The sequence below is a fragment of the Mucilaginibacter celer genome, from assembly GCF_003576455.2.
Lineage (GTDB): Bacteria > Bacteroidota > Bacteroidia > Sphingobacteriales > Sphingobacteriaceae > Mucilaginibacter > Mucilaginibacter celer.
In genome coordinates this window covers 3,957,267-3,982,478 of sequence record NZ_CP032869.1, presented here as the reverse complement: position 1 = coordinate 3,982,478, position 25,212 = coordinate 3,957,267, and the positions used below count along the sequence as shown (strand labels likewise).

General features: G+C 42.8%; 15 protein-coding genes. 9 read left to right on the top strand and 6 right to left on the bottom strand.

From position 1 onward, the window contains the following. Positions 1 to 27: 27 nt before the first annotated feature. Positions 28 to 705 carry a DinB family protein gene (locus HYN43_RS15970; RefSeq protein ID WP_119410298.1) on the bottom strand — a complete coding sequence of 226 codons (678 nt, stop codon included), beginning with the start codon at positions 703 to 705 and terminating at the stop codon, positions 28 to 30. A 137-nt stretch (positions 706 to 842) separates the two neighbouring features. On the opposite strand from HYN43_RS15970, the gene HYN43_RS15965 reads away from it, so the two are divergent. The 3 genes from HYN43_RS15965 to HYN43_RS15955 all read left to right on the top strand — a co-directional run bounded on the left by HYN43_RS15965 (position 843) and on the right by HYN43_RS15955 (position 5,514). Then, complete coding sequence (locus HYN43_RS15965) at positions 843 to 1,826, top strand: GlxA family transcriptional regulator (protein ID WP_119410297.1); 984 nt, start codon at positions 843 to 845, stop codon at positions 1,824 to 1,826. A 98-nt stretch (positions 1,827 to 1,924) separates the two neighbouring features. Further along, positions 1,925 to 4,810 (top strand): sensor histidine kinase, encoded by a 2,886-nt coding sequence (locus tag HYN43_RS15960; RefSeq protein WP_162996517.1) that lies wholly within the window; start codon positions 1,925 to 1,927, stop codon positions 4,808 to 4,810. Positions 4,811 to 4,881: 71 nt separating this feature from the next. Further along, on the top strand, positions 4,882 to 5,514 hold the full coding sequence (locus HYN43_RS15955; RefSeq protein WP_119410295.1) for a response regulator: 633 nt from the start codon (positions 4,882 to 4,884) through the stop codon (positions 5,512 to 5,514). Between the two features lie 235 nt (positions 5,515 to 5,749). Here the strand turns inward: HYN43_RS15955 and HYN43_RS15950 are convergent, their stop codons facing one another. Both HYN43_RS15950 and HYN43_RS15945 read right to left on the bottom strand, forming a co-directional pair. Then, positions 5,750 to 6,421, bottom strand: a complete 672-nt coding sequence (locus HYN43_RS15950; protein ID WP_119410294.1) for a hypothetical protein — start codon at positions 6,419 to 6,421, stop codon at positions 5,750 to 5,752. A 156-nt stretch (positions 6,422 to 6,577) separates the two neighbouring features. Next, complete coding sequence (locus HYN43_RS15945) at positions 6,578 to 13,768, bottom strand: FG-GAP-like repeat-containing protein (protein WP_162996516.1); 7,191 nt, start codon at positions 13,766 to 13,768, stop codon at positions 6,578 to 6,580. A gap of 674 nt (positions 13,769 to 14,442) precedes the next feature. Between HYN43_RS15945 and HYN43_RS15935 the strand changes: the two genes are divergently transcribed. Continuing rightward, positions 14,443 to 17,214, top strand: coding sequence for a P-loop NTPase (locus tag HYN43_RS15935; RefSeq protein ID WP_119410291.1), 2,772 nt, complete (start codon positions 14,443 to 14,445; stop codon positions 17,212 to 17,214). 80 nt (positions 17,215 to 17,294) lie between these two features. On the opposite strand, the gene HYN43_RS15930 is transcribed toward HYN43_RS15935, so the two are convergent. Next, positions 17,295 to 17,534, bottom strand: coding sequence for a hypothetical protein (locus HYN43_RS15930; protein WP_119410290.1), 240 nt, complete (start codon positions 17,532 to 17,534; stop codon positions 17,295 to 17,297). Positions 17,535 to 18,012: 478 nt separating this feature from the next. Here HYN43_RS15930 and HYN43_RS15925 point away from each other — a divergent pair, with 478 nt between their 5' ends. The 4 genes from HYN43_RS15925 (at position 18,013) to HYN43_RS15910 (ending at position 21,479) form a co-directional block, all read left to right on the top strand. Then, the gene (locus tag HYN43_RS15925) at positions 18,013 to 19,242 is read left to right on the top strand and encodes a site-specific integrase (RefSeq protein ID WP_119410289.1); all 1,230 of its coding nucleotides are present in this window, start codon (positions 18,013 to 18,015) and stop codon (positions 19,240 to 19,242) included. Between the two features lie 364 nt (positions 19,243 to 19,606). Beyond that, complete coding sequence (locus HYN43_RS30425; RefSeq protein WP_162996515.1) at positions 19,607 to 19,792, top strand: hypothetical protein; 186 nt, start codon at positions 19,607 to 19,609, stop codon at positions 19,790 to 19,792. 197 nt (positions 19,793 to 19,989) lie between these two features. After that, complete coding sequence (locus HYN43_RS15915) at positions 19,990 to 20,220, top strand: hypothetical protein (protein ID WP_119410287.1); 231 nt, start codon at positions 19,990 to 19,992, stop codon at positions 20,218 to 20,220. A 47-nt stretch (positions 20,221 to 20,267) separates the two neighbouring features. Next, positions 20,268 to 21,479 (top strand): hypothetical protein, encoded by a 1,212-nt coding sequence (locus HYN43_RS15910; RefSeq protein WP_119410286.1) that lies wholly within the window; start codon positions 20,268 to 20,270, stop codon positions 21,477 to 21,479. 92 nt (positions 21,480 to 21,571) lie between these two features. On the opposite strand, the gene HYN43_RS15905 is transcribed toward HYN43_RS15910, so the two are convergent. Then, positions 21,572 to 22,657 (bottom strand): relaxase/mobilization nuclease domain-containing protein, encoded by a 1,086-nt coding sequence (locus tag HYN43_RS15905; RefSeq protein WP_205589781.1) that lies wholly within the window; start codon positions 22,655 to 22,657, stop codon positions 21,572 to 21,574. After that, complete coding sequence (locus HYN43_RS15900) at positions 22,647 to 23,021, bottom strand: plasmid mobilization protein (protein WP_162996514.1); 375 nt, start codon at positions 23,019 to 23,021, stop codon at positions 22,647 to 22,649. Before HYN43_RS15900 ends, HYN43_RS15905 begins: the two co-directional genes overlap by 11 nt. 297 nt (positions 23,022 to 23,318) lie before the next feature. Between HYN43_RS15900 and HYN43_RS15895 the strand changes: the two genes are divergently transcribed. After that, on the top strand, positions 23,319 to 25,205 hold the full coding sequence (locus tag HYN43_RS15895) for a type IV secretory system conjugative DNA transfer family protein (protein ID WP_119410284.1): 1,887 nt from the start codon (positions 23,319 to 23,321) through the stop codon (positions 25,203 to 25,205). The last annotated feature ends 7 nt before the right edge of the window (positions 25,206 to 25,212 follow it).

The following is a 25,212-nucleotide window of genomic DNA, read 5'->3' as shown; positions in this document are numbered from 1 at the left end:
TGGGTACAAACGGGCAAAAAATTGACATCAGTTTTTCGGAAAACCGGCATCTGCTTTTACTTCATCAATTTGCCGGGTATGCCTGTTGGTATGCGCTGCAATAAGCAGGATAAACTGGTAGGCATCATACGTGCCAAGAGGAAGCACCAATACATGGTTACGCAAATCCAGCTTTGTACTGCCAACAAAAGTTATCAGCTTTGCACGGTTTTCTTTAAATGCTGCAAGCGCCTCCGGTTCGGTTTTATAAGGCGAGTTTGCAGGCTCGAGGGCGGCAAAAGTTTTTGATTTATGCGAGCGGTCTTCCACCGCCGTAATCAATTGTTCATCACTAAATTTAATCTCCGCTCTTTTTTCGGGGTTTGCAGGTTGTTTTAATGAGGCTTCAGCCATATCCCAAAGGGTTTTTTCGGCTGCGGCAATGTGCTTAACGCAGTCTCCGGTGCTCCACTTATCTGCTGCGGGTTTAAAATTTAACTGCGTTTCATTTAAATCTTTAACTGCGTCAAAAACACCCGCTTCGGTTTGCGTTAAAAGTTTTATGGCATCAGCTCTTTCCTTTGCAGTAAGTTCGGCCGTTGCCGGGGTAGTTTGTGTTGCTATCATGGTTTTTATTTTAGGGAAGCTGTTTTTTATTATTGGTGTGCCGTTGTAAGCGCTAAGGCTTAACAGCGCCGGCAAAAGGCATAAGCTTATCTTTTTCATTGGTTTTTATTAATGGTTAAATATTTTACATAACAAATGTAATGCGCCAATGTCACCTTAACAGGGTGGTATTTAGACAACATGACGGGTTGATTTGGACATATTTAAACCCGTACCTTTACTGCAAACCTGTTGTTATGAAACACCTTACCATCCTTGTACCCGAAGGCGAAAACAACCTGAGCAGTATTGTGGGAGCTTATAAAATTTTTACCCGTGCCAATGCTTACCGTAAGCAGGCCGGTAAAAAAGAAGTATTTAATATTGAGCTGGCCGGTATTTCGGGCCAGGTTGATTTTTACGATGGGCTATTTACCGCCAGGCCACACAAGCACGTAGCTGCTATAAATAAAACAGACCTGGTTATTGTACCATCTCTTAATCATAACTATCAGCAGGCCATCAAACTCAATGGCGAATTAATTGACTGGATAAGCAAGCAATACCGAAACGGTACTTGCATAGCCAGCATTTGTACCGGGGCTTATCTGCTGGCCGCCGCAGGTTTGCTGGATGGGAAGAATTGTTCAACCCATTGGTCGGCAGCCGACCAGTTGAAACAACTTTATCCAAAAATTAACCTGCAAACCGACCGGCTAATTACCGACGAGCAGGGGATTTATACTAACGGCGGAGCGTATTCCTTTCTCAACCTGATCATCTACCTGGTTGAAAAATATTACGATAGGGAAACGGCCATTTATTGTTCGAAGGTTTTTCAGATAGAGATGGATCGGCAAAGCCAATCTTCGTTCATTATTTTTAAGGGCCAGCGCGCTCATGGCGACGAACTGGTAAAAAAAGCGCAAACCTATATTGAAAGTAAATTGGACGAAAAAATATCCATCGAACATTTGGCGGCCAGTTTTGCTGTTGGCCGGCGCAATTTTGATCGCCGGTTTATTAAGGCTACCGGTAATACCCCCACAGAATATGCGCAACGGGTTAAGATAGAAGCTGCAAAAAAAGCGTTCGAAACCAGCCGCAAAACCGTTAACGAAGTAATGTACGAGGTTGGTTATGCCGATTTGAAGGCTTTTAGAGAGGTATTCAGGAGGATCACGGGTTTTTCGCCATTAGAGTACAGGGGGCGGTATAACCATGATGCGGCAGTGGGATAAGCAACAGTTTATTCCTTTTTTATATTCAATCGGCACAACACAAAGCCATACACTCCGTATAATTGTATATTGTTAAAAATGGCGGTGATGTTAAATTGATGCGAATAATAAAAATACTACTAAAAAGTTCTTTTTTTAAACTTTTAATACTAACCCAGTTTTTATTTTCGGGCGTTTATGCCGATACGCCTTACCAGGTAGTTTACCTGAAAAACTACAGCGCGCCTGATGGTTTGCCAAGTTCGCGGGTTAATTATTTGATGCAGGATAGTAAAGGCTTTACCTGGATAGCTACAGACAAGGGGGTAAGCAGGTTTGACGGGCAGCATTTTAAAAATTTTACTTCGGCGGATGGATTGGAAAGTAATGAGTGTTTCCGGATAGCCGAAGACAATTACCACCGCATTTTTTTTCAATGTAATAATTACAGGGTTTGCTATTATGAAAACGGGAAGATTCATAAACTCAGCAATCCGCAAAAAATTGTGGTATGGCCCTTTGCCAATTTCTTTTTTAACCGCTATAACGAGCTTTGTGTAAATTACAGGCTAACCACCAAGGTTTACAATTTTCCCGAATTAAGATCAATACGGCATCCTATTCAAAATTTAACCGGCAATATTTATGGTGAAGAAGGAGAAGAAGTTTCTCTATCCGAAAATGATCTTGATATACTTCAAAAAGAGCTTTTAGCCGGGCAGCTAAGCTATCAAACGGCCAATAACAATTTCAGGCCGTACAGGCTGGCCGTGCATCAAAATCATTTGCTATTGATTACTAAAGATTGGGTGCACGTTTATCGCTATCAAAACACCGGGATAGTGCCGCTTAAAAAAATTTATTTTACGGGCAATGTTACTTCTGTTTACGTTACCGGCAAAAATACATTTGCCGTTACAACAGTGAAGCAAGGTACCTATGTTGTTAATTACATTACCGGCGAGCGGAGAAATTACCTTAATAATCATATTACCACTTCCACGCTTATCGATAAGGAAAATAACTTATGGTTTGGCAGCTATGATAAAGGCTTTTTCCTGAGCACCAACCCCGAGGTAAAAGTGATTAACCAGGAAAGTGGTCTTGAAAATGAAGATGTTTTAAAGCTGAGCATAGCAGGCGGGTATCTTTTTACAGGCCATGTTTTAAGCACATTGAATTATATTAAGCTTGATACCAATCAACGCCCGGCCATAGGCAGCATGACCATTATGCAGGATCGATCAGATTTTAACCGGATCACCAGCCTGGTCACCATCCCCGGCGATACATTGATCATTGGTACCGATAATGGCATATTTGGTTTAAACGTATCCCGTAACAATCCGGCAACGTGGCAGGCGAAGAAAATTTTCTATGGCCCTATAAAAGGAATTACCTGGCGACCCGATACGGTGTATTTTATCTCGCAAAATGCGGTGGGTATAGTTTCGCACCAACTTAAAAGCCAGGTAGGATTCAGGTTTGAATCCATCCGCATGACCTCACTTGCCTGGTATAAAGGCAGGCTGCTGGTAGGTTCGCTTTATGGTTTATACACGTTTGTACCTAATATCCCCATGGTTGACGCAGGCGAGTATAAACGCGAACGGATCCTGGCCGACAATGGAATAAATGTAGTTAAAAGCCTGGCGTCTACCGATAAGGTATGTGCTATAGGCACCGAGGATCAGGGAGTATTTTTATTGGTAAATAACAGAGTTGTTCAGTTTAGCGCGCCCCTCATTTCCTCGGGTGATATCCGCAAATTGATATGGACTGATACTAATACCCTTTGGGCATGCACTGCAAATGGTGTAAGCATCATCCGCTTTAGCGATAATTATCAAAATTACAAGGTAAGCCTGCTTAATACCAGTAACGGGCTTCCGTCAGATAATGTTGCAGATGTTGTTAGGTACAAAAATGATTATTATATAGCCACAGACCGGGGCATTGCTGTTACTCAAAACTTAGGGAACGCCAATTTACCCAGACCAGTATTAATTAACGACGGCATACCCGGCGAAGCGAGCTTTACCTATGGTCAGTCAGTCGTGTTTAATTGTGTTGCCCTATCCTACAAAAGCATGGGTAAAATACAATACAGGTTCAGGCTTAAAGGCGTTGATAAAAACTGGAGTATTGCGCCCACTGGCGAAAAACGCTTTGATTTGCTGCCCCCCGGAAACTATGAGTTAGAAGCCGTTGCTGCAGATCGTTTCAATCAGCTGAGCCGGTCGCTCATTTTTCAATTCTCGGTTACGCCCTTGTGGTACCAACAGCTATGGTTACAAATTATGGCCGTTATAGGAGCAATAGTTATAGTTTTTTTCCTGGTGAGGAAATATTATTTGTCTATCATCGGTCTGCAAAAAAAAGATTATGAAAATGAGCTTGCCCTGCAGCGCGAGCGCCAGCGCATCAGCAGCGAAGTACATGACGATCTGGGGGCGAGCATATCAGGTATTAAGTTGCGAACCGAATTATTGAGTAATAAAGTAGCCGATCAGCCTGCTTTTAAAGATATTGATGGCATTCATGAGGCCATTACGGATATATCCACCCAGATGAGGTTGATTATCTGGAGTTTGGACCCGGAAAATGATGAAGTAAGCAACCTCGTTAACTTTATCCATAAGCAGGCTGTTAAATTGTTTGAATACAGCAACATCCGCCTGCACGAAAGTACTGCAATTGGCGAAAACGTTGTTGTTATCAGCGGCGAAAAAAGGCGGCAGCTGTACCTGTTGGTAAAAGAGGGTTTAAATAACGTTATTAAACACTCTGACGCAAAAAACGCCTACCTCGAAATCGGCCTTTATAAAAAACGGCTGCATATAATCATTCGCGATGATGGTAAGGGTTTTGATGCCGAAAGCCGTAAACACGAAAACATGGGGATCCGCAACATTTACGCGCGGGCGAAAAGGCTGGAGGCCGAATTAAAAATTGATACAGCTCCCGGAAAAGGTACCTCCATAAGCCTTAAAATACACCTGTAAACTACTCCATAATAGGTATAAGTAAAGCAGGGATAATTTAGGATATTAGCGCGTCATATTTAAATGAAGGCATGCTCCAGATTGTTTTAATAGAGGATAATTTACATTTCAGGCGCGGACTGGAACAGATTATTCATGATATGAGCGGTGTAAGTTTGATGGGATCGTATGCCAATGCCGAATCGGTATTGAAAAAGATCAGTCAGCTTAACCCCGATATTTTTATAGTTGATATCAACCTCGACGGGATGTCGGGCATCGAATTTATACGGCGGGCTAAACCCTTGCTGCCGGGTGCCGAGTTTTTGGTATGCACCATAAACGATGATAATACCAATATCTTTGAATCGTTGAAGAGCGGTGCCACTGGTTATGTACTCAAAGAATCATCGGCCGATGAGATCAGGAGTGCCATTACCGAAATTGCTGCCGGCGGCTCGCCCATGAGCGCCTATATTTCACGCAGGGTAATAGCTTCGTTTGCTAATGCGGCTGCGGCAAAACCGGCCCCCGCTGCCACCGAAAACCTTACCGAGCGCGAAGTTGAAGTACTTCACTACCTGGCACGGGGTCTGCAATACAAGGAAATTGCTGATCGCCTCGAAATCTCGACCGGTACCGTTAAAAAGCACATCCGCAATACATATGTCAAGTTGCAGGTACAGAACAAAGTAGAGGCCATTAACAAGTTCCGGGCATTTTGATATACCACTTTTTCAGTATTGCCCGGATCAGGGGTTACGTTTAACTTTGTATTATTAATAACGGAAAGGAAATTTACCTTTCATGGATTTGAACCTAAACCCTATCATAGATAAATACGGTTGCTCTCCTGATTTTTGTTGGGAGGGCTTCTTTTTTTTAAGACGTTTTGTTGGTAGCGAAATGCTAATCCTATAATTATCAATTTAACTTACCTCAGCAACCGCCTGGCTAATTTTACATCACAGGTTTATTCGCAACCCATTTTCGCAACAGGCCTGTATTTGCTGTTAAGCTGCCAATCATGAAAAACTTACTGGCGTTCAAGGCCCGCGATGTATCTGTTTTCTCCTTTATCACACCTTCGTTTTTTTTGTAATAGGAATGAAAAAAGTAAGTATTAGTGGCTGTTTTTATGATATACCCGGTATGGAAATCGAGGCCAATAATAAATATCGAATTAATAGGCTGCTTAGCTAAGTAGCTATTCAATTTATCAATCGTGGTAAATGATTTAATTTCTACACAAAGTTTTTTAATCATTTTGGCCGAAGCGGCTTCGGCAAGGTCAATCCTGTTAATCTTAAAGCCCAGATCGCTGAGCGTATTGGTTACAAAATATCCGCAGGCAATATTTCCTGTTTTGGGTTGCCGGGTAGCTCCATAAAAATTCCAGGGTGTACCGGCCCAGTAGTTATAAATATCGTCATCTATCAGTTTAAATAAATAGTTGCGGATATCGTTTGCCGGGTGCCTGATGAGCACAGATTTAGTGTGTTCTACACCTTTTTTAAACTCGCTGTAATTGGGTTTGTTATCAACGTTGGATGCCGGGGTTTGATAACCGCCATTGGTAAATGCATTGATAATAATGCAAATGCAAATTAAAACTGATTTAACAGGGAACATAAATTGTTAAGGATGAGGCTTTGCTGTAAACAACGTGGCAAAACGTTATTTATTGGATGCTTGCCTCTCCCTTCACCAGATTATTTTGCCAGGTAAATACCTTTTTATCTATCAGTTATTAATTTATCGTCTCAGCTTTATAAAAGAAGCTCATCCTCATTTCTTCATTATTTTAAATGTATACTGGCTGCCGTCAATTGTTAACCTCAGTGTATAAATGCCGGCAATGTGGATGTTTGAAACATCAAGCCTGAACGGGTTAGGCGGGCTGTTAAATTTATTGCTGTATACCAAAGCACCCATAGCCGAGTAAATTTCGGCACGAACAGAAGAGGGGTTTTGGTTAGTTAAATTGATGTACAGCGAATTTTCGAAAGCGTTAGGGTATATCAATATACTTTCAGATACATTAATAATTTTTTCAATAACACCCTGGCAATATTTATCGCTGGTAATGCTGAGACTATTTTTACCCGTCATGAGCGGTAAATTTACCAGGCTATCGCGGGTAATATACGAAGTTCCGTTAAGGTTAATATGGTACTCGCCTGCGCCGCTCATGGATAATTGAACTGTTTTTTTATCCTGGCTAACCAGGGTATACATCGAAAGATCTTTTGGTTCGGTAATCACGAGGGTATAGCATTGGCTATAGCCGCTTTGCCCGGCAATAGTTATGCAGAGGTTATAAGCGCCGGCACCCAGGTTGTTGATTACGCCGTTAGTTGTAAACGGCATACTAACGTTGGTGCCGCCTGTAAGCGTAGCCGTATAGTCAAGGCTTTGCGCTGCTGTGATACTGATACTGCCGTTTTTTGAACCCTTGCATGTGGCGCTTGTTACCGCTACAGCAAAGTTGCCCGGCGGCAGGGTATTGGTAATTGTTAACATGCCCGGTAAATAAGTTATATCATAATTGGTTACCACTGCGCCGCTTACGGTAATGGGATAAGTACCGGCCGCCGAAGATGTGGTAGCTTTTGTGAAGGCGCCTGGAAGCACATTGATGTTAGCCTTACTATCGCCATTTACAAAACCGGTATAAGTAAATGTAAAAGCAGGGTTAGGTTGGCCGATATAACGGATTTTATCGTCGGCTGCAATACTTAGTGTTGCTGGTTTTATCTCCAATTGTCTGGTTGCCTGGCCTGGATACAAACCTGATGAGGTTGCTACAATTATAACGGTACCCACTGCGTTGACGTGTATTTTATTATCCTCAATACTGGCCACTAACGGGTTGGTACTGCTTAATTTAACAGTACTGCCTGTGGGGGGCACTATATCGGGTGCAAAATCTGCGGCGCCGTAAACCACTGCATTCATCGGATTAAACACAATTACTTTATTAACATCGGCAGTAGCGGTAAATGACTTTGAAATACTCGCTCCGGTGCTATCGGCAGCAGTAATGGTAACCGTTACTTTATCCGCGGCATTAATTTTGGTGCCGGCCGCAGGCAATTGCGATATTTTAACCAGGGCGGTGCCGCAACTGCCCGAAACAGAAACATTATTGGTGTAATTTGGCAAAGTTGCTTTACCATCGGTGCCCAACGGCAATAGCTTATCGGTAAAAGCGGTATTTATAATAAGCATGCTCATTACTTTAACCTTTACCTGGGCTGTTACCGACGATGCTGCCGAACCGATGCTACCGTTAAGGTAGCCTTTTTCGCCACCTGCAAACGTGCTTACCTTGCCGGTTTTTCCGTCTATTTTACGGATGCAGTTATTGCCGTCAGCCACGTATATGTTGCCACTGGCATCAAGGGCTATATCTGCCGGGTTTTTAAACCTGGCCATATTGCCTGCTCCGTCAACATAAGCTCCGGCAGCATCTTTACTACCCGCTATGGTTTTAACCGTACCATCGGCAGCTATTTGTGCTACTGAATTACCGTTTAAAATATATAAGGTATTTGCCGGCCCGGCCGCAATAGCCGTAGGGTATATAAAAGCTTCGGGGCCTTTTAATGCTAAGGTAGATACTACTCCGGCGGGCGTAACTTTGCGGATAGCACTGTTATTGGCATCGGCTACATACAGCATACCGTTGGCGGCAATGGTTATATCTTCGGGACTATCAAATGATGCCTGCCTGCCGGGGCCATCTTGTTTTCCTCTGCCATAAACGCCGGCTAATAAAGTTGCAACCCCTGTTTGCGTAACTTTAACAATTGTTCCGCCGCCATCGTAAGCGGCATATAAAGTACCATCGGGCGCAATGGCCATACCAGATACACCAAAGGCTGCACTCATTCCCGAGCCTGGATAAGCATAACCATCAACAGGAGGCCTGCCTCCCGCTAATGCGGATACGTTAAGCTGGGCATCTATTTTGATGATACCGTTTCCTCCTACATATAAATTGTTAAAGGCATCGGCCGCTACCGCCATAGGGAAGGCAATGCCGGCAGCAGTTCCCTTTCCTTCCTTAGCTTCATTATTGCCGTTACCTGCTACTGTACTTACTACACCACCCGGCGTAATCTTCCGCAGCCTGTAATTATTATAATCGGTAACATACATGTTGCCCATGGCATCAAAAGCGATTGACGTTGGCCTGTCAAATTTCACCGCTCCCGGGTTAATTGCTGCCCCTGTATCATCAACCTTTACAGTAACGGTTTGATTACCAACCGTGGCGCAGCTAAAGCTTGACGGAGAGAGCGTTATTTTGGGACTGGCACTTGCTGAGGTAACCGTAGCAATATCGGCCAGGGTAATATTTTTATCTCCTTTTTTATCCAAACTTAGGTTAACTACATCGGCCAGCGGTGTTATAACTGCGCCGACGCTTTTGGGCGGGCCATAAGTAAAACCACCAAGCTGGCCGGTACCCAATGGTGTAGTAACCGACACCGCTCCGCTGTTACCATCGCCAATTACGGCTGTAATTATACCCGGTGCTGCTACGTTAAAGGATGCGGCTGGCGTACCGCCAAAACTAACACCGGTTGCACCCGTGAAATCGGTGCCTTTTATGGTAACAACAGCACCCTTAGCTGCTTGTGTTGGTCCAAAAGCGCTTATTACCGGTTTGCCTGCTGTGTGCGGGTTATTTTGAAATAAAGCCAAAACCCCGTAATCGGCATTAACCACAAGGTCGGGTTTGCTGTCGCCATCCAGATCGCCGGCGACGATATGTAAAATAGAGCCGGTTGTTACCTCTATTACAGGCGAAAGCGAATTGGTGTTAAAACTACCAACCGAACTTACATTTCTGAAAATGCCAAAACCGGTTGGCTTTGTATAATCATTTGTTTGCGATGTAATGATATCGGGTTTTCCGTCGCCATCCAAATCGGCCAGTATCAGCCTGAACAATTGCGTGGTATGAAATTCGACTTTAGGCGCAAAACTGATTTTACCTAAAACCGAGGTGTTGCGCAATACACAAAAAGTAGAATCGATTGTACTGCTTAAAATAATATCAGGCTTACCGTCGCCATCAATATCGCCAACTACCGGTATAACAGGTAAGGTTTTGCCGATATTTATATTAATTTCTGAATCGAAAGACGCATAGCTGATCTGGCTGGCAATTGCCTTATTCCTTAAAACCGAAACACTACCGTTAGCATTGCCTGTTATAATATCCGGTTTACCGTCTCCATCAAGATCATTAACTACCAGCCCGGCCGCGGTCGAACTTGTGGGGTAGTTTATTTCGGCATTAAATTTAAGCGGTTGCAGCCTGGTAGAAATATTAGCAGATACCCTAACTGCGCCGATATCCTGATTACCGGTTGATATAATATCAACCAGCCCATCGCCGTCAATATCGGCCGCTGTTGTTGCCAGCGTAGAGTTTGCCGTTAGGGTAAAAGTAGCCGGACCAAATGATAATTTGCCTGGTGTAGAAGTGTTGGGGTAAATGCTAAAACTATTACCGTTTGGATAAGGTCCGCCGCCTCTGCTTAAAATATCGGGTTTACCATCGCCGTTAACGTCTGTTACAGCAATAACGTCGGCAGGGTAAAAATTAACTTTGGCCGCAAATGAGGCGCTGTTAAGCGCCTTTCCCTTTGAGGCGATATTGCGGTAAATTGACATGGTACTATGATGATAATTGGAATCGATAAGGCTCACAAGGTCGGGTTTACCATCGCCATCCATATCGGCCAGTATAAGGTTATCATCATTGGAGTTGGTACGGATATATGCAGGATCACTAAAATCTGTAGCCAGGATGCTGTTTTTCGAATTAAACGTGGTAACAAATGGCTCCCACGAATTACTCACCCGGTTATTATAATTATTGGTAACGGTAATTTTGTCATAAACACTGCTGGCAGGCAGGGTTGCGGTTAAGCTGGTAGCCGAGGTAGTAGTAACCACCTGGCTTATCTTACCTATTACAACTGTATTACTTGATGATTGTGTGTTAAAGCCGCTGCCCGTAATATTTACCTGTGTACCCGCCGGGCCTTTTAACGGGCTAACTCCGGTTATTTGAGGCGGAGTAACGGGTACCTGGGGGTTATAATACAAAGGTTGTATCCCATAGTTAAACGCCGGCAATAAATCCGGGAAGCCGTCGCCGTTAATATCTGCTATGGCCAGGTTGCCGGGGTTGTTGGTTATATCAATATCTACAGAAGGATCGAAATCGATGTTAGAGCGTATACTTTTATTATGAAAAATAGCTGTGACGCCGTGCTCGTAAGTAGTTGATTTTGAAAGTACGATATCCGGTTTTCCATCACCGTCTATATCGCCTACGTTAAAGGCTTCGTATGGATCGGGATTACTGCCGGTATTTAAAATATACGGAGTCGCCATGGATTTATCATCAATAACACCTTTAACAGACGCGTTTTGAAAAATCCATTGGCCCGCTATCGCAATATCCAGTTTATTATCACCGTTAAAATCTGCCAGTTTTATCGCGCCTGAATAATACGAATAATAATTAGACATCTTTACCGCCTTGCTGAAAGCAGTTTTGTTACCCGTAGAAATGTTCCTCGAAATATAAAGACCCGTATTGTAGTCGAAACCTGGATCGTAATAGCCAAAAATAAGATCGGGTTTGCCGTCTCCGTCTATATCTCCAAAGTTTAAATCCCGCCCGCCATTACTCTCAAAAAATGTACTTGTTGTTGTGAATGACAGATGTCCGGCAGTTGATGTGTTACGGTAGTAAGTAATGCCGGCACTGTAAAAAGCGTCTGATACAATATCCGGCTTGCCATCAGCATCCATATCGGCCAGGATCATACCGCTTTGGTAATTATATTGATCGATAACCAAAGCGAGAGGTGGCTCGAAAGCTATATTTCCGGCAGTTGAAATATTTCGCAATACATACACCTTTTCGGCCGCGGCGCTTACAACTACGATATCCGGTTTCCCATCACCATCCATATCACCAATTTGAAGCCCGTTAATGAGGTTGCCCATGTTCATCTGTACCGGGTTATCATATTGATCAGACTCGTGGCCCGGCAAAAGCCCCTTGCTGTGCGCTATAGAAAGAACCTTGTCCTGAAACGAGGCAAATACCAGGTCGGGAGCACCGTCTCCGTCTAAATCGGACAGATCGATATTCATGAAGCGGTTGCCGCCATAAGTAAGCGGAGCAGTTTCAAAATCCAGGGCCTTAATGCCGGGGTTGCCGGTGTAAGTAACATTAAACGGTTGAGCCGAGGCGGTAGAGCGCCCCGTCTCCTTATTTAATATAGTAATAGGTTTATAGGTTGATCCGGCAGGAACAGTAACAATAATTTGCGTATCAGTAGCCGATTTTACTGTTGCCTTTGCCCCGCCAAAATAAACCACGTTATTAGCTATGGCTTTTTTATTAAAATTGGTGCCTGTAATAGTAACTGTAGAACCTACAGGCCCGTTTAGCGGGAATATAGATGTAATTATTGGTGGATTGGTTGGGTTATTCCGAAAAAGCGATACTATACTGATATTATTGGTAACCACAATATCCGTCCGTCCGTCTCCGTCAATATCGCCCAGTGCAACATTGCCCGCAAACTGAGCAACGGGGAGATCTAATTTACCGGTAAATGAAACAGCGGTACCATTACCATTATTTTTCAGAATAGAGATGCTGTTGTCTCCATTATTTGTTGCCACTATATCTAAGCGCCCATCGCCGTCAAGGTCATCAAAGGCTAAATTATTGGGCTGTTTGCCGGTTGTAAAACTGATTTTGGGTAAAAATGCAGAGTTGTCAATACCGTTGCCATTAGTTGTATTGACTAATACGGATACACTGTTATTGAAGCCATCAACGGTTACCAGTTCCGGCTTGGTATCATTGTTCAGGTCGGCAGCTGCAATTGTTGTGGTATTCCAATCGGCAGGGAAATTTATCCCGGCCGCAAATGTGTTTTTATCAATTACACCGGTAAATTGTTCCTGGTTTCGCAATACCGAGATCCCGTCGGCGCCAAGGCCCGCCATATCAAGCTTGCCATCAGCATCAAAATCGGCAAGTATAATACCGTTTAATGGCACCGTAATGTCAAACCGGGTTGCAAAAGAATTACTTGTTATGGTACCTTTGGTTGTTACGTTACGCATTACAGATACAACGGTTCCGTTTGTGGTAACAATGTCAGGACGCCCGTCGCCGTCAACATCACCGATAGCCATGCCTGACGGAGCGGTGTCTGTTGTAAAATTAGCTTTCTGACTAAATGATGCCGCATTAATAGTTCCGTTTACACTGCTGTTATGATAAACCGTTACGTTATTATCGGTTTGATTAGCTACAACCAAATCGGGCTTGCCGTCGCCATCCATATCCTGCAATGCCAGCGCCACAGGCTTGGTGCCGGTTTGTATATCAACCCTGGCAGCAAACGACGAATTGATTATGGTACCCTTAACAGCTATATTACGATAAACTGAAATGCTGTAGCTGTTGCTGGATGTATTTAAAATGGCCATATCCAGTTTGCCGTCGCCGTCAATATCAGCCATGCAGATGTTTTTAGGCAGGTAACCGGTTTGCAGATCAACCTTTGGGTCGATATCGGCAGCGCCCAATGCACTTTTACTATCTGAAGTAAGTATGAAAGGAGAGATGGAATAACCTGTTAAGCCGTTAGCTGTATTTAAAACCGAAACAGGTTTATATGTAGCGCCAACAGGCACTTTTACAGTTAAAGATGTGCCGCTTGCCGTTACTACATCAGCCTTTACGCCACCAAAAAACACGATATTATTTGCTGCGCTTGCGTTGAAGTAGCGCCCGCCTATTGTTACTGTTGAACCAACGGGGCCGGTTGTGGGGCTAATAAAACTAATATTGGGCGATTGTGCAAAGGCGTTTATAGCAAACAGTAGTAATATACTATAAAGTAATAAGGCTTTTTTCATTTTGTGATTAAGGTCAACGGTATACAATATTATTGCCGTGTGTTTCAGGCGGTAAAGATATCATTTCGATGGCAAACAGCAGGGGGAGAGATCAATTTATTTTGCTGATCGGGCGGGATAAACAACAAAGCCCGATATTTTTATATTGGGATTTGTGTTGATTTGCTTTTGTACCAATACCTGGGAAATAGTCGAACACATTTATGGCTTCTTGATGATAGTAAAGCGGGTTTTAAAAAAATATGCCAATAAGCATTCGAGCGAGAAAAGTGAGTAATCATTGCGATTTTCTTTTAAAAGCTGTTCGAAAATTTAACCTGCCGGATTTTTTGAACACTTAAAAAAAATTAACATTGCGCCTAAATTCATTTTACGTAATGTCAAATTGTAAACTAATTTCCAGCAATTGATGTGGCATTTCATTTTCTTGATAAAGATCGTACGCCCCTAATAAATTAATTGACCACCAATAAATTATTAGAACAATTGTTGTGAAGCTTTTAAATTTAATATTTATTCCAATATTTGTATTAAACCGCCTGAACCATTTTCGAATTGACAGATTTATAGTTGCATATTTAATGACTTTAATTCCGAAAAATATCTGGCTCATCCTTTTTTGTATGCACTGATCATATTTGTAAGCTATTTCCTTTATTTAAATTCCAGAAATCATGATTGTCAACTTTAAAGAAATAAAAGATGATGTTGAATGGGAGTTGTTTGCAAAAGCTTTTTTCAGGTCCATGGGAAAAACTATTGAGGAAAGACCTACAGTTGGCAGTGACGGTGGAACAGGGAAAGACCTAATCATATCAGAAATTCTCCCCAGCGATCTTGGCACGCCTATTAAACGACAGTATCTGGTAAGCTGTAAGCATTATGCACACCGGAGTAAGGGCGGTGCCGTGAGAGAAAGTGATGAAAAACCAATTATAGATGTTAACCTCAGATTAGAAGAATGTGATGGCTTTATTGGTTTTTATTCGACTTATCCGACCACTACATTGATAGACATATTAAAAAAATACGAGAAGGTTTCCAAACGAACGTATAAAATCTATGATAGGGATGATATTCAAAGCTATTTGTTAAAAGATGACGAGGATAATTTACTGTTAAAAAGTTACTTCAAAGATTCTTACAAGGAATGGGTTCAATTAGGAAGTCCCAAGATAGACCGCAATAGCAATTTTGAAAAGCTAACAAAGCATCATTTTGAGGAAAAGGATAGGGATTATTTTAAAAAATACTTTGAAGGCCAGCCTGTCGACTGGAGTGTTATTCGGAAATATACTTTTAAACGTTCCTGTTTCAGCCAAGTGATCGAAAATCTCGAAGCCAATAAAGTGTGCCTGATTACAGGTGCCGGAGGGGAGGGGAAAACTACTTTGTTGATGCAAACGGGTGATTATTATTTTAAGAAAAACTACGAAGTGTATTTTTCCTGGAATGTATTCAAGCATTTGGACCCGCAAAACCTTCAGTTTGATCCTAAAATTAATTACCTGATCATTATAGACCGTGCAGATACCATAGCAGAATTGAATGATTTTGTAAAAAAAATCAAATTCCTGAATAATGTAAAAGTTATTTTTGCAGCCAGGAAAAACGAATGGCTGCAATCATTATTGAAAAGAAAAAATGCGAAGGAGTTAGAGGCATGGCTGGGTGTAGAAATAGCTCTGCGTAAGATTTCAAACCTTGAAACTGAAGCAATAACAACATTGCTACAAAAAACCGGCTACAATACGGTCATATCGACTGAAAGGCTTAAAAAATTTATAGAAGAAAATAAAGATTTTAATTTCCTTCTGTCCATCATGATCTATGCTACACAAGGTAAATCTTTTAAAGCTATCATTATCGATATAATCAGGAACATCAAAAAATGGGAAAATTGTGATCGAATCTTGCTGGCTATAGGCTACATCGTTAGTATTGAAATTCTCGGAAGGGGACTGCACGGATCCCTTTATTGCCAGGAGACAATGCTGAGAAAACTCATAGGAATTGGATCAATAGGCGAATATTCAGCAATACGCGACCAGCTTTCACAAGAGGCGTTTTTTCAAGAATCAGGGGATAATTTAATTTATACCAGGAATATCCAAATTGCCAAACTTTATTTTGAGGTCCTGTTTGATCAGGATTCGGGGATATTAAATTTATTCGATACCTATGATAATATATTACAGGAAACTGTCAAAGGGGATTATTTTAACAAATTTGATCTTGTAGCTCAAATACCAGTTTTTATGAGGTCCGTTAACCTGGAAACTGCGATTTCCCTGTTAAAGGCTGCAATTAGCTATAGATATTTTTTCCATCAGTACTACATCTTCATTAAGGATGAAATCCAAAAAGGTAATTTCGGAAATTATGATGAAGATTTATATTCTGCACGATGGTTATTTAAGGAAGCTTTTAACAAAAATCCAAAAAATCCTAAATTATATCACTTATGGGCAGACTTTGAAAAACAACAACAAGATCGGGGAAATATTAAACTGTTATATGTTCCGACATTAAGCGAGGACGACTTGCAATTTTCACCCCAATGGATTCTAAAAACTGGTGTAGAAATTTGTCAGGACGATTCCGTGTATATAGCGTTGGCAAAGTTACATATTGAAAATAGACATATAGAAAATGCTATAGAAGTTCTTAATGATGGGATAATTATAACAAAAAGCCCTAGTTTATACTGCGCTCTGGCATCACTGGAATTTAAGGAAGGAAATCCTAACCTTGCAAGAGATATTATAGAACAGGTAAATCCAAGCGCCTTAACTCCTGAATTATATTTATTGAAATCACAAATTGAATTAAAGTCGGGCAACAATCAGGAAGCAAGAAATATCTTGAAAACTGGAATAAAGAAATTTAATATTGACAAACTGGTTGTTGCTTTAGCTAAAATTGATATCATGGAAGGAAAACTTCAGGAAGCAAAGGCACTAATTAAATCCAAAGTTGATCTATTAAGAACTCTACCGCTTGACTATTGTTTAATAAATATCGAAAAAATGATGGGCAATTGGTTGGTTGCCAGAAAACTATATAAGGAGGTTGATGAATTGTACAACGATTTTTCAATTAGAATAAGCTGGGCATATTTTGAAATCAACTTGAATAATGTTGGTGAAATCGGAATACCAGAAACAGCGAGAGGTATTTTTTTTAACGGATGGGAGAGATATAGCAAAATATGGAATTTTGTTCACTCATTTTTGTTGATGGAGGCTGGTTTAGCATGTAATGAAGGGATAAACGAACCATATAGTGCGCAATGGCTATTTAATTATTATCTTCAATTAATAGAGAACGATCACTTTATTCATTACGGAAAAATTATCAGAAGCCTCTCGGACCTTAAACAAGCACTTTCTGTAAATAATGTTAAAAACCCGCAAGAGTTCGAAGATTTTGAAATAGATGATTGATGCTTAAAAAAACGATCAATCCTCATTTCAAAGTGAAAATTTTTTGTCTCAATGTTTATACTGATGTGGACTGCTATAGATTAAAACTTCTCCTCCTCATCTACGCTAAACCAATCTATTACGGTGCCATCACATTCAAGAGCGTTGGGACAGCAAATATATTCGAAGCCAGTCTCATCCTTGAATACTTTGAAATCTTTTACCGTAAAAACTTTATCGCAATGAATACAAAGTTTTTTATCGGATAGTTTTGGTACATCTTCAAAAGGATAATGTTCCTTAAGATACGTTCCCTTTGCTTTTACTTCTATTTCTATCATGACAGGTTTATAATTATTTCAAGGTAGTTAAAGTTCGGGAGAAAAATCAAATTAATAAAAAGGCAAAGAATGATAGATACAACAATTTTCGGACTGATCCTTAGTATACTCGCAAATCAAATACTTTTTTTATTCCCCCCCCCCCCCCAACTTTTCAGACTGATCCCTGTAAATGTTAGACCAATGTTAGACCAGAATTTTTTGACAACAAAAAAGCGATTAGTGTCTTTCACCTAATCGCTTGATTTTCAAGTACTCAGAGCGGGAATCGAACCCGCACTCCGTTTACGGGAACAGGATTTTAAGTCCTGCGAAATTTAAACCATCGAAAAACAAAATGTGCTTTAATTGGCTTTAAATGCGGTTTTAAATTCATTAGCAACCATCGAAAATCATTAAAAATTAGAAAATGTTGTCCTATTGTTGTCCTGATATTGATTGAAAATGCTTATCTTTGAGTAATCAAAATCACTAATTTATGGCTTCAATAAGTGCGGTTCTTCGTAAGAACAAAAAGGCCGATGGCACCTATCCGCTTGTTATCAGGATAACTAAAGATCGTAAAACGACTTATATTTCGTTAGGGCATCATGTGGCCTTAAGCGATTGGGATGCCAAGAAGCAACGCGTTAAAAAGTCTTATCCGAATGCGCCGCAACTTAATAATATGATTGCCAAAAGGCTCTCGGAAGCAAGCAGCAAATTAATCGAACTGGAAACCAATAACACCGATACATCATCGCAGGTGATTGGTAAGGCTTTCCAAAAAGCAAAAGAGAATACATTTTTCAGACAGGCAGATTTATATATTGCCCGCCTTGAAAAAGCCGGGAACTTTAACCGTATCTCTGCTGAAAAGCCACGTATCAAGCGATTGAAAGAGTTTTTGAATAACCGGGACGTGTATTTCCCGGAAATCGATGTGACTTTCCTCAAAGACTTTAAAGCATGGTTGAAAGGGACACGCACCATTACTGAACGCACGGCGGTTAACCATTTGGTGGTTATCCGTTCAATTTATAACCAGGCTATTACCGATAAGCTGGTCGATCCCAAATATTACCCGTTTGGCAAAGGCGGCATTGTTATCAAGTTTCCCGATAGTAAAAAGAGTGGTTTAACACCTGCCGATATTATCGCCCTTGAAAACGCCGAATTGGATGAAAAGCCAAACCATGCCCGTAACTTGTGGTTGTTTGCATTTTACTTTGGCGGGATGCGTGCCTCGGATGTGCTGCGCCTGCAATGGTCGGACTTTGAAGATGGACGTTTGTATTATAAGATGGGCAAAAATGAAAAGGGCGGCTCTCTAAAGGTATCGCCAAAAGCGGAAGCCATCTTAGCCCAATACAGGCGCGACAATCCAAAACACAATTTGGTGTTTCCCGATCTGGAAAAACTGCCTGACCTGAAAGACAAGGCGGCAGTACAGGAATATATCAAAGTTCGCATCAAGGCGAATAACAAGTTCATGGTAAAGGCCATGGAAGGGGCGAAGGTCAATAAACAGGCTACCTCGCATAAATCCCGCCATAGCTTCGCACAGATGGCGAAAGGCGTTATCAGCGCTTCTGCACTGCAAGAAATCTTCCGGCACTCGGATTTAAAAACAACAGAGGGCTATATGGGGAATAACTTTGTGAATGAAGAAATAGATAGTGCGATGGATGATGTAATGGCGCGGCTTAGTTTAACAACTCAAAAATAACAATGGGAGAAAAGCCCCCAAAACCCTCGCGGTAAGGGGATCTTTAATTGGCGGGTTATATACCGCTAATCATAGTGCTCAAATATAATAAATGAATTTCTCTTTATAAATATTGCGGCGCGGATTTTTGTTCGTACCTTCGGGAGTATTTATTTCCTGAATAGCGAACTCGTTTCAGACCGTCGAACCCGCCAAGTAAAACACCTCTGAAATATGCGAGATCAAGTTTATTGCTGCACGCCATAGCGTGGGGTTACTTGCTCGCATATGCGCTCTTGGCGGGGCGTGACGGTCTGTGAGGCCCCACGCTGTTTTTTTATTCACCTGTCTGATAGGGGCTAAGGCAATCGTTTTAACCCCTTTTATGAAGCATTTCTTATTTTTTCTTTTCATGGCCTCCATGCTGGCGCCACACTGCAATCTTGCGCAAATCAAAGAACGATTACCTAAAGTCGAATTGATTGCGATGGCTACAACCTATCAGCCAGAAAACACAATTGTTAAAGCCAGTGTGTATAAGTCGGGCGCTCCTAATCTCTCCATTTCTTAAACAAATTCTTTAAAAACAATCAAGCTATGCAATGCACACAATGTAATTCCGACAATGTACAAAGGCTCAGCCTCGTTTATGAACAAGGAACGCAGAATATCAGCGCCACAAGCCGCACCACGACAAACTATGGATTTGGGCAAGGTTTTTCAAGAGGTACAACCACAACGACGGGAAAATCCCAATCGATAACAGCAATGAAAGCAGCGCCGCCTAACAAGAAGAAAATAATCATCCCAATTGTTTTGATTGTTATAGGGCTTTTCCTGATGAAACAGGGCGAGCTGTGGGCTTTGGTTATTGCAGGCTTTGGCGGCTATCTGTTCTACGCGTATTTCAACTACAACAGGAATGTTTATCCCCGCTTATATGCCGATTGGGAGAAATCATGGCTTTGTAACAAGTGTGGGGCCATCTACCTGCAATAACCAGTCTTTGTACTTAAGAAAATTTACCAACCCAAAATCACAATAACATGCACATAAAACAATTCTTCCTTATATTATTTACTGCGCTATGGCTCTTTAGCTGCGGTAAAAGCAATACACCTGCGCCGGGTAACAACAATAACAACGGCGGCAACAATAACGGCGGCACAGATAACGACCCCAATAAAGGCGTGACCGTTGGCAATACAACAACCTATAAAAGTTATGTGGTGAAAACGGTCGGCATCAGCACGATTAGGCTGGCGACAGATGCCAATGAAAAAATTACCGCTGCTGAATTTTTCGGTGGTGGCAATCATATTGTCGTAAGGGCTGGCAACACCAACAGTATGAGTTTTATAAATACCAATAACTTTGAGCCAACTGTCGGCCCTTACGATAACAATACGCACCAGTTCTTAGGTTCATGGTCGAATGCCAACTATCCTGTTGCGCAAGGAGGTGGCATTGATAATGGTAAAATGCTGGACACAACTAATTCTATCACCATTAAGCTCAAAGGGTTTGACCAATCTAAAACAGGCTATAACCAGCTTAACCTTGTGCTTTGCGGCGCGCCATATCTGCAAACGATAAAAGATTGGGTGCAATATAACTTAGTCTATATTTATCATGATGGAACTTACCCGGACGCGGTGAGGAAAAATGCGCTTTATGCGCGTCTGTTAACCACCCCGGTAACAGTCCGTAGTGTTGAACTGGCAAAGCCGCTTTCTGAAAACCCTTATATTGTAAAAGATGTCGTGATTTCATCACTCCGCACGGTAACGGATGCACAGAACAAAACAACACTCATGGAATTTGGCACCAATGCGCTTGGTTTGTTAAAGCTTGGCAATGATGCCTCCGGCGATAAAAAAGCGGGTACAATCCTCAAAACCGAGTTGGTCAATGGAGACAAAGGGCAACTAACGTATTCTTCCCAAAATGACGGATTTGGCACGTTGTACCTGCCAATGTTTTCCAACCTATTCCCAACCTCGTTTGGGCCTGTGCCGGAAGCGGCAGACAGTTTAAGCAAGGTATTTGTAAGGGTAAGCGGTTTTGATGCATCAAAATGCGGTTATAACCAGTTGCGGTTTTATCTCATGTTAGACCCTTATGATATAAAACAGGGTTTTGAGCCGCGCCCGATCTTCAATGTTCTCTTGCAACATGATAAAAAACAATCACTGGCAGATTTGAAAGCCTCCATTAAAACAAGCGGGCTATATTGCTATCAGTTACTAAATGATTGATATTTGCATCACCAGCAGATGAAACGTCTGCTGATAATAAGTTTAGGTTAACGCCCCGCGCTGCAAGAGAACGGGGCGTTTATTTTTAACTATCAATCTAACTCAATCCCGTTATCCCGATCATGCCCGTGATCGCGGCCTGCTTGCCGCTCTTTCTTAAGCGCCTGCCGGATGCGGTCGCTTTCGCTTAACTTTTGATCGGATTTGTTTTCTGCAAAACTCTGGCGGTGATCTTTTTCTTTTCCTGGCTCCGGTGTTATTCCCGATTTATTGCGCATCATATCTTTAAACAATTGGTCGCGCTCTTCCTGTGTTTGGCGTTTAGGCTCGGGTGCTTTCGTGGTTTGTTGTTCCGCATTGGTTTTGAACTGTTCAAAACGCTGCTCTGTGCTCGCCTGTGGTCTGGCTTTTTGTTTTTCGCTTTCGCGGCCTTCGCGTTCGGTTTTCTCCTTGCGCATGAGGACAATGGCTTGTTTCTCCGTCATCAGGCTATACCCGCGCAAACGCTGGCGAACGTCATAAAGCCTTACGCCGGACAACTGGCGCACAAGGTTGAAGGAGTGTCCATGTTCATCAACAACAATAAACGGCGTGCGGCCAACACCCTGCGCAATCATATAGCCATTATTACGGCATGCTGCGAGAAACTGCGCCCCTGTGCCCGTTTGATGCCAAAGCTGGTTTAATGACGCTTTCATCTCCGGTTTATGGCGGTTGCGGCGCGGGGTTTGCTTATGGCCGAACTCAATCTCCATGCGCTGCCGTGCCCGATCCTGTTGCAGGCGGCTGAAGCTATCGGAGCGCATTTTATCCAGTTCATGATCGTAACGCTCCCAAACAACATGGGCATGCGTGCGGCCTTTCTTTTCATGCAGGACGATCACACGGCGCTGGTCTTCAAGGCCCAATTCAGCGGCCAGAATATCGGCGGCCTTGTACCAGTCTATGTTTTTATCTTCACCAATAGCCGGGTTGATCTGCGCATGGTATAAACCCTTTTTTGCTTTGGTAAGTTCGGCCATGGCATCCATGCTTAAAATGGTATTGCGCAAATATTCATCATCGGCGTTTTCCCGTCCGTCTACGTCCAAAATGCGGATGCGTTCGTTTTCAGCCTGCGTAATCAGGTAGTCGGCCAGTTGCCTGCCGTTGCCGCGTGTATTGCCTCTAATCACCATAGCCTAAAACTTTCAGTAAATAGCGTGTCATGGTATCAATGCTGTGCATTGCGTTGCTGATATCGTCATCGGTGACGGATGTGATTTTGCCCTCGGCTCTGCGATTGTAAGCGCGGGCAATCTGATTGACGTTGCTGCCGATCTTGCCAAGTTCGCCTTTAATGCGAATAAGCAATTCGGGATCAACGTTTAGCGCAAAGGGTTTAACCCGATTGCCTAATCCAAGATGCCGCAAATACTCGCTTGCCGATTTAAAACGGCCAAGCCTTGCATTCAGCAAAATCTGTTTTTCTTCTTCCGCTGTCACGCGGATACGCATGGTTTTGGTGCGCAAATTTGCGCTTTCTTTTGTTGGTCGTGCCATAAGGTTCAGGGTTGAACGGGGGTCAAGGGGGCGTATGCCCCTTTGCAAGGCGGTTTGTTGCGATCAAAACCCCGGAGGGTTTTTGTAGCTACAAACCACGTCTTGCAACTGCACGAACAATATAACCAAAACCATAATAAAAGTCAATATATACAGCAACTTATACAACCGCAGCCGATACCGTCCAACACGCTCCCACACCGTCAAAACCATACAGCCATAAAAAGAAAAAAAGAAACAGCCACCGAAAAATCACAAAACAAAACTGTAGATTAGATAGAACCAAAAACCGATCACATGGCCGAATTCGATAAAACAAAAGACTACGGAACCTTTAGCGCAAAATTCAACAGCTACTCATCAGGCGAACCAAACAAACAGGACAGCTCACCCAAACCGCAACCGGAAATTTTAGATGACGATCACGATGTATGGCACAGGCTCGGCATAACCAAGGCAGAATTTAAAACCCTGCTTGAACTCCGTTCCAATGGCAACGCGCGAATCCAAACCATCATATTCCTGCTTGGCGTGTTCCTGACCCCGATAACCGCCATTGGTGCCTTATTAGGTTTTGTTCATGCGTATCAGCGTATTTTGTGGCCTGAAAAAATCCTGCCGCATTTTTACCCGATGCGGCCAATCATACGCCTTGCCATGTTCCTCGGGGCAATTTTGTTATGGGTTGTTGTGATTATCGCCGCAATCGTCGTGCTGCCGCTTGTCGGGTTAAGTGGAAATGGAGAACAGCTATTATTAGTGGTGCTTGTTGTGAATTTTCTGCTGACCTCGGGAGCTTATGGCATTTTTCACCAATGGCAAAAGGGTGTAAACAATGCCGTGCTGCACGGCGAAAAATTCGGGACTGCCCGTTTTGCTCGGCAAGAAGAACTGGAAAAATACAAACAGGCAAAAGGCCTGTATATCGGTGGTGAGCATTACCGTTACAGCAAACAGGGGCATTTGCTCACGATTGCCGGAAGCCGTTCCGGGAAATTTACGAACCTGATTGCGCCTAACCTGTTAGGCTGGGCCGATATCGACGGTTCTTTCGTGGTCATTGACCCGAAAGGCGAGATCGCCGCTTGCACAAGTAAATACCAGGGCGAAGCCGGACAAAATGTTGTCGTCCTTAATCCGTGGGCTATCCTGCCGGATAAATTGCCCGATAGCGTCAAATACAATCCGATGGATATCCTTGATGCGGATAATCCGAACCTTGTCGATGATTGCCAGATGCTTGCGGAAATGATTGTCCCGCAGGACACAGGCAAGAATAAGTTTTTTTCAGATAGCGCCCGCGCCATCCTTACCGGGCTAATCATGTATATTGCCCTGTCCGAAGAGGGGCATAACCGAAGCCTTAAAACCTTATGGAAGTGGGTGCGTTACCCGCAGGAGATGTGGGACAGGGTATTGGCGGAGATGGAAAATTTTGAGGGGCAGCACGGCGATACATTGTTATATGCGTCGACAGAGATAGCAAAATATACGAAAGCCGGTAGCCAAACATGGGGCAGTATTTTAGCAACCGTTATGCAGTCTACGGATTTCCTGAAAAGCCCCGCCCTGCAGGTTGGCATGGAAAGCGGTTACGATCCTTACGAACTGGCGAAAAGCAAAACGACTGTCTACGTCATCATCCCGACCGATAAACTGCAAAGCCACGGGCGGTGGTTAAGGCTTGTTACAACCAGTATGATGCGGGCGGTAATCCGCAAGCCGGGCAAGCGTGTTGTGTTCATGCTCGATGAATTTGCAGCGCTTGGCTATCTGCCGGAGATTGAGACGGCGCTTGCGGCCTATGCCGGGTATAACGTAACCGTTTGGGCTATCCTGCAATCCCTTGTCCAGTTACAGGCCCTTTATCAAAATAACTGGCAGGTATTTATCGGCAATACTGCCGTGCGGCATTTCTTTGGCATACACAATAATTTTGACGCTAATTATATCAGCGCCGCCATCGGGCAAACGTCCAATGTGCTTATTGAACGGCACCGGATGGGGATAGGCAAGGTAGAATCCAATCAGCGCCCTCTGATAACGCCGGATGAGTTGCGCATCGCATCAGGCAAAAGTATTTTTACATTTATCGATGATATGCCGCCCACTTATTTTGACAAAGCGCCTTATCATGATAAAGAGGAATTGAAGGCAAGAGCGAGTAAAAATCCTTATCTTTAATATTAAA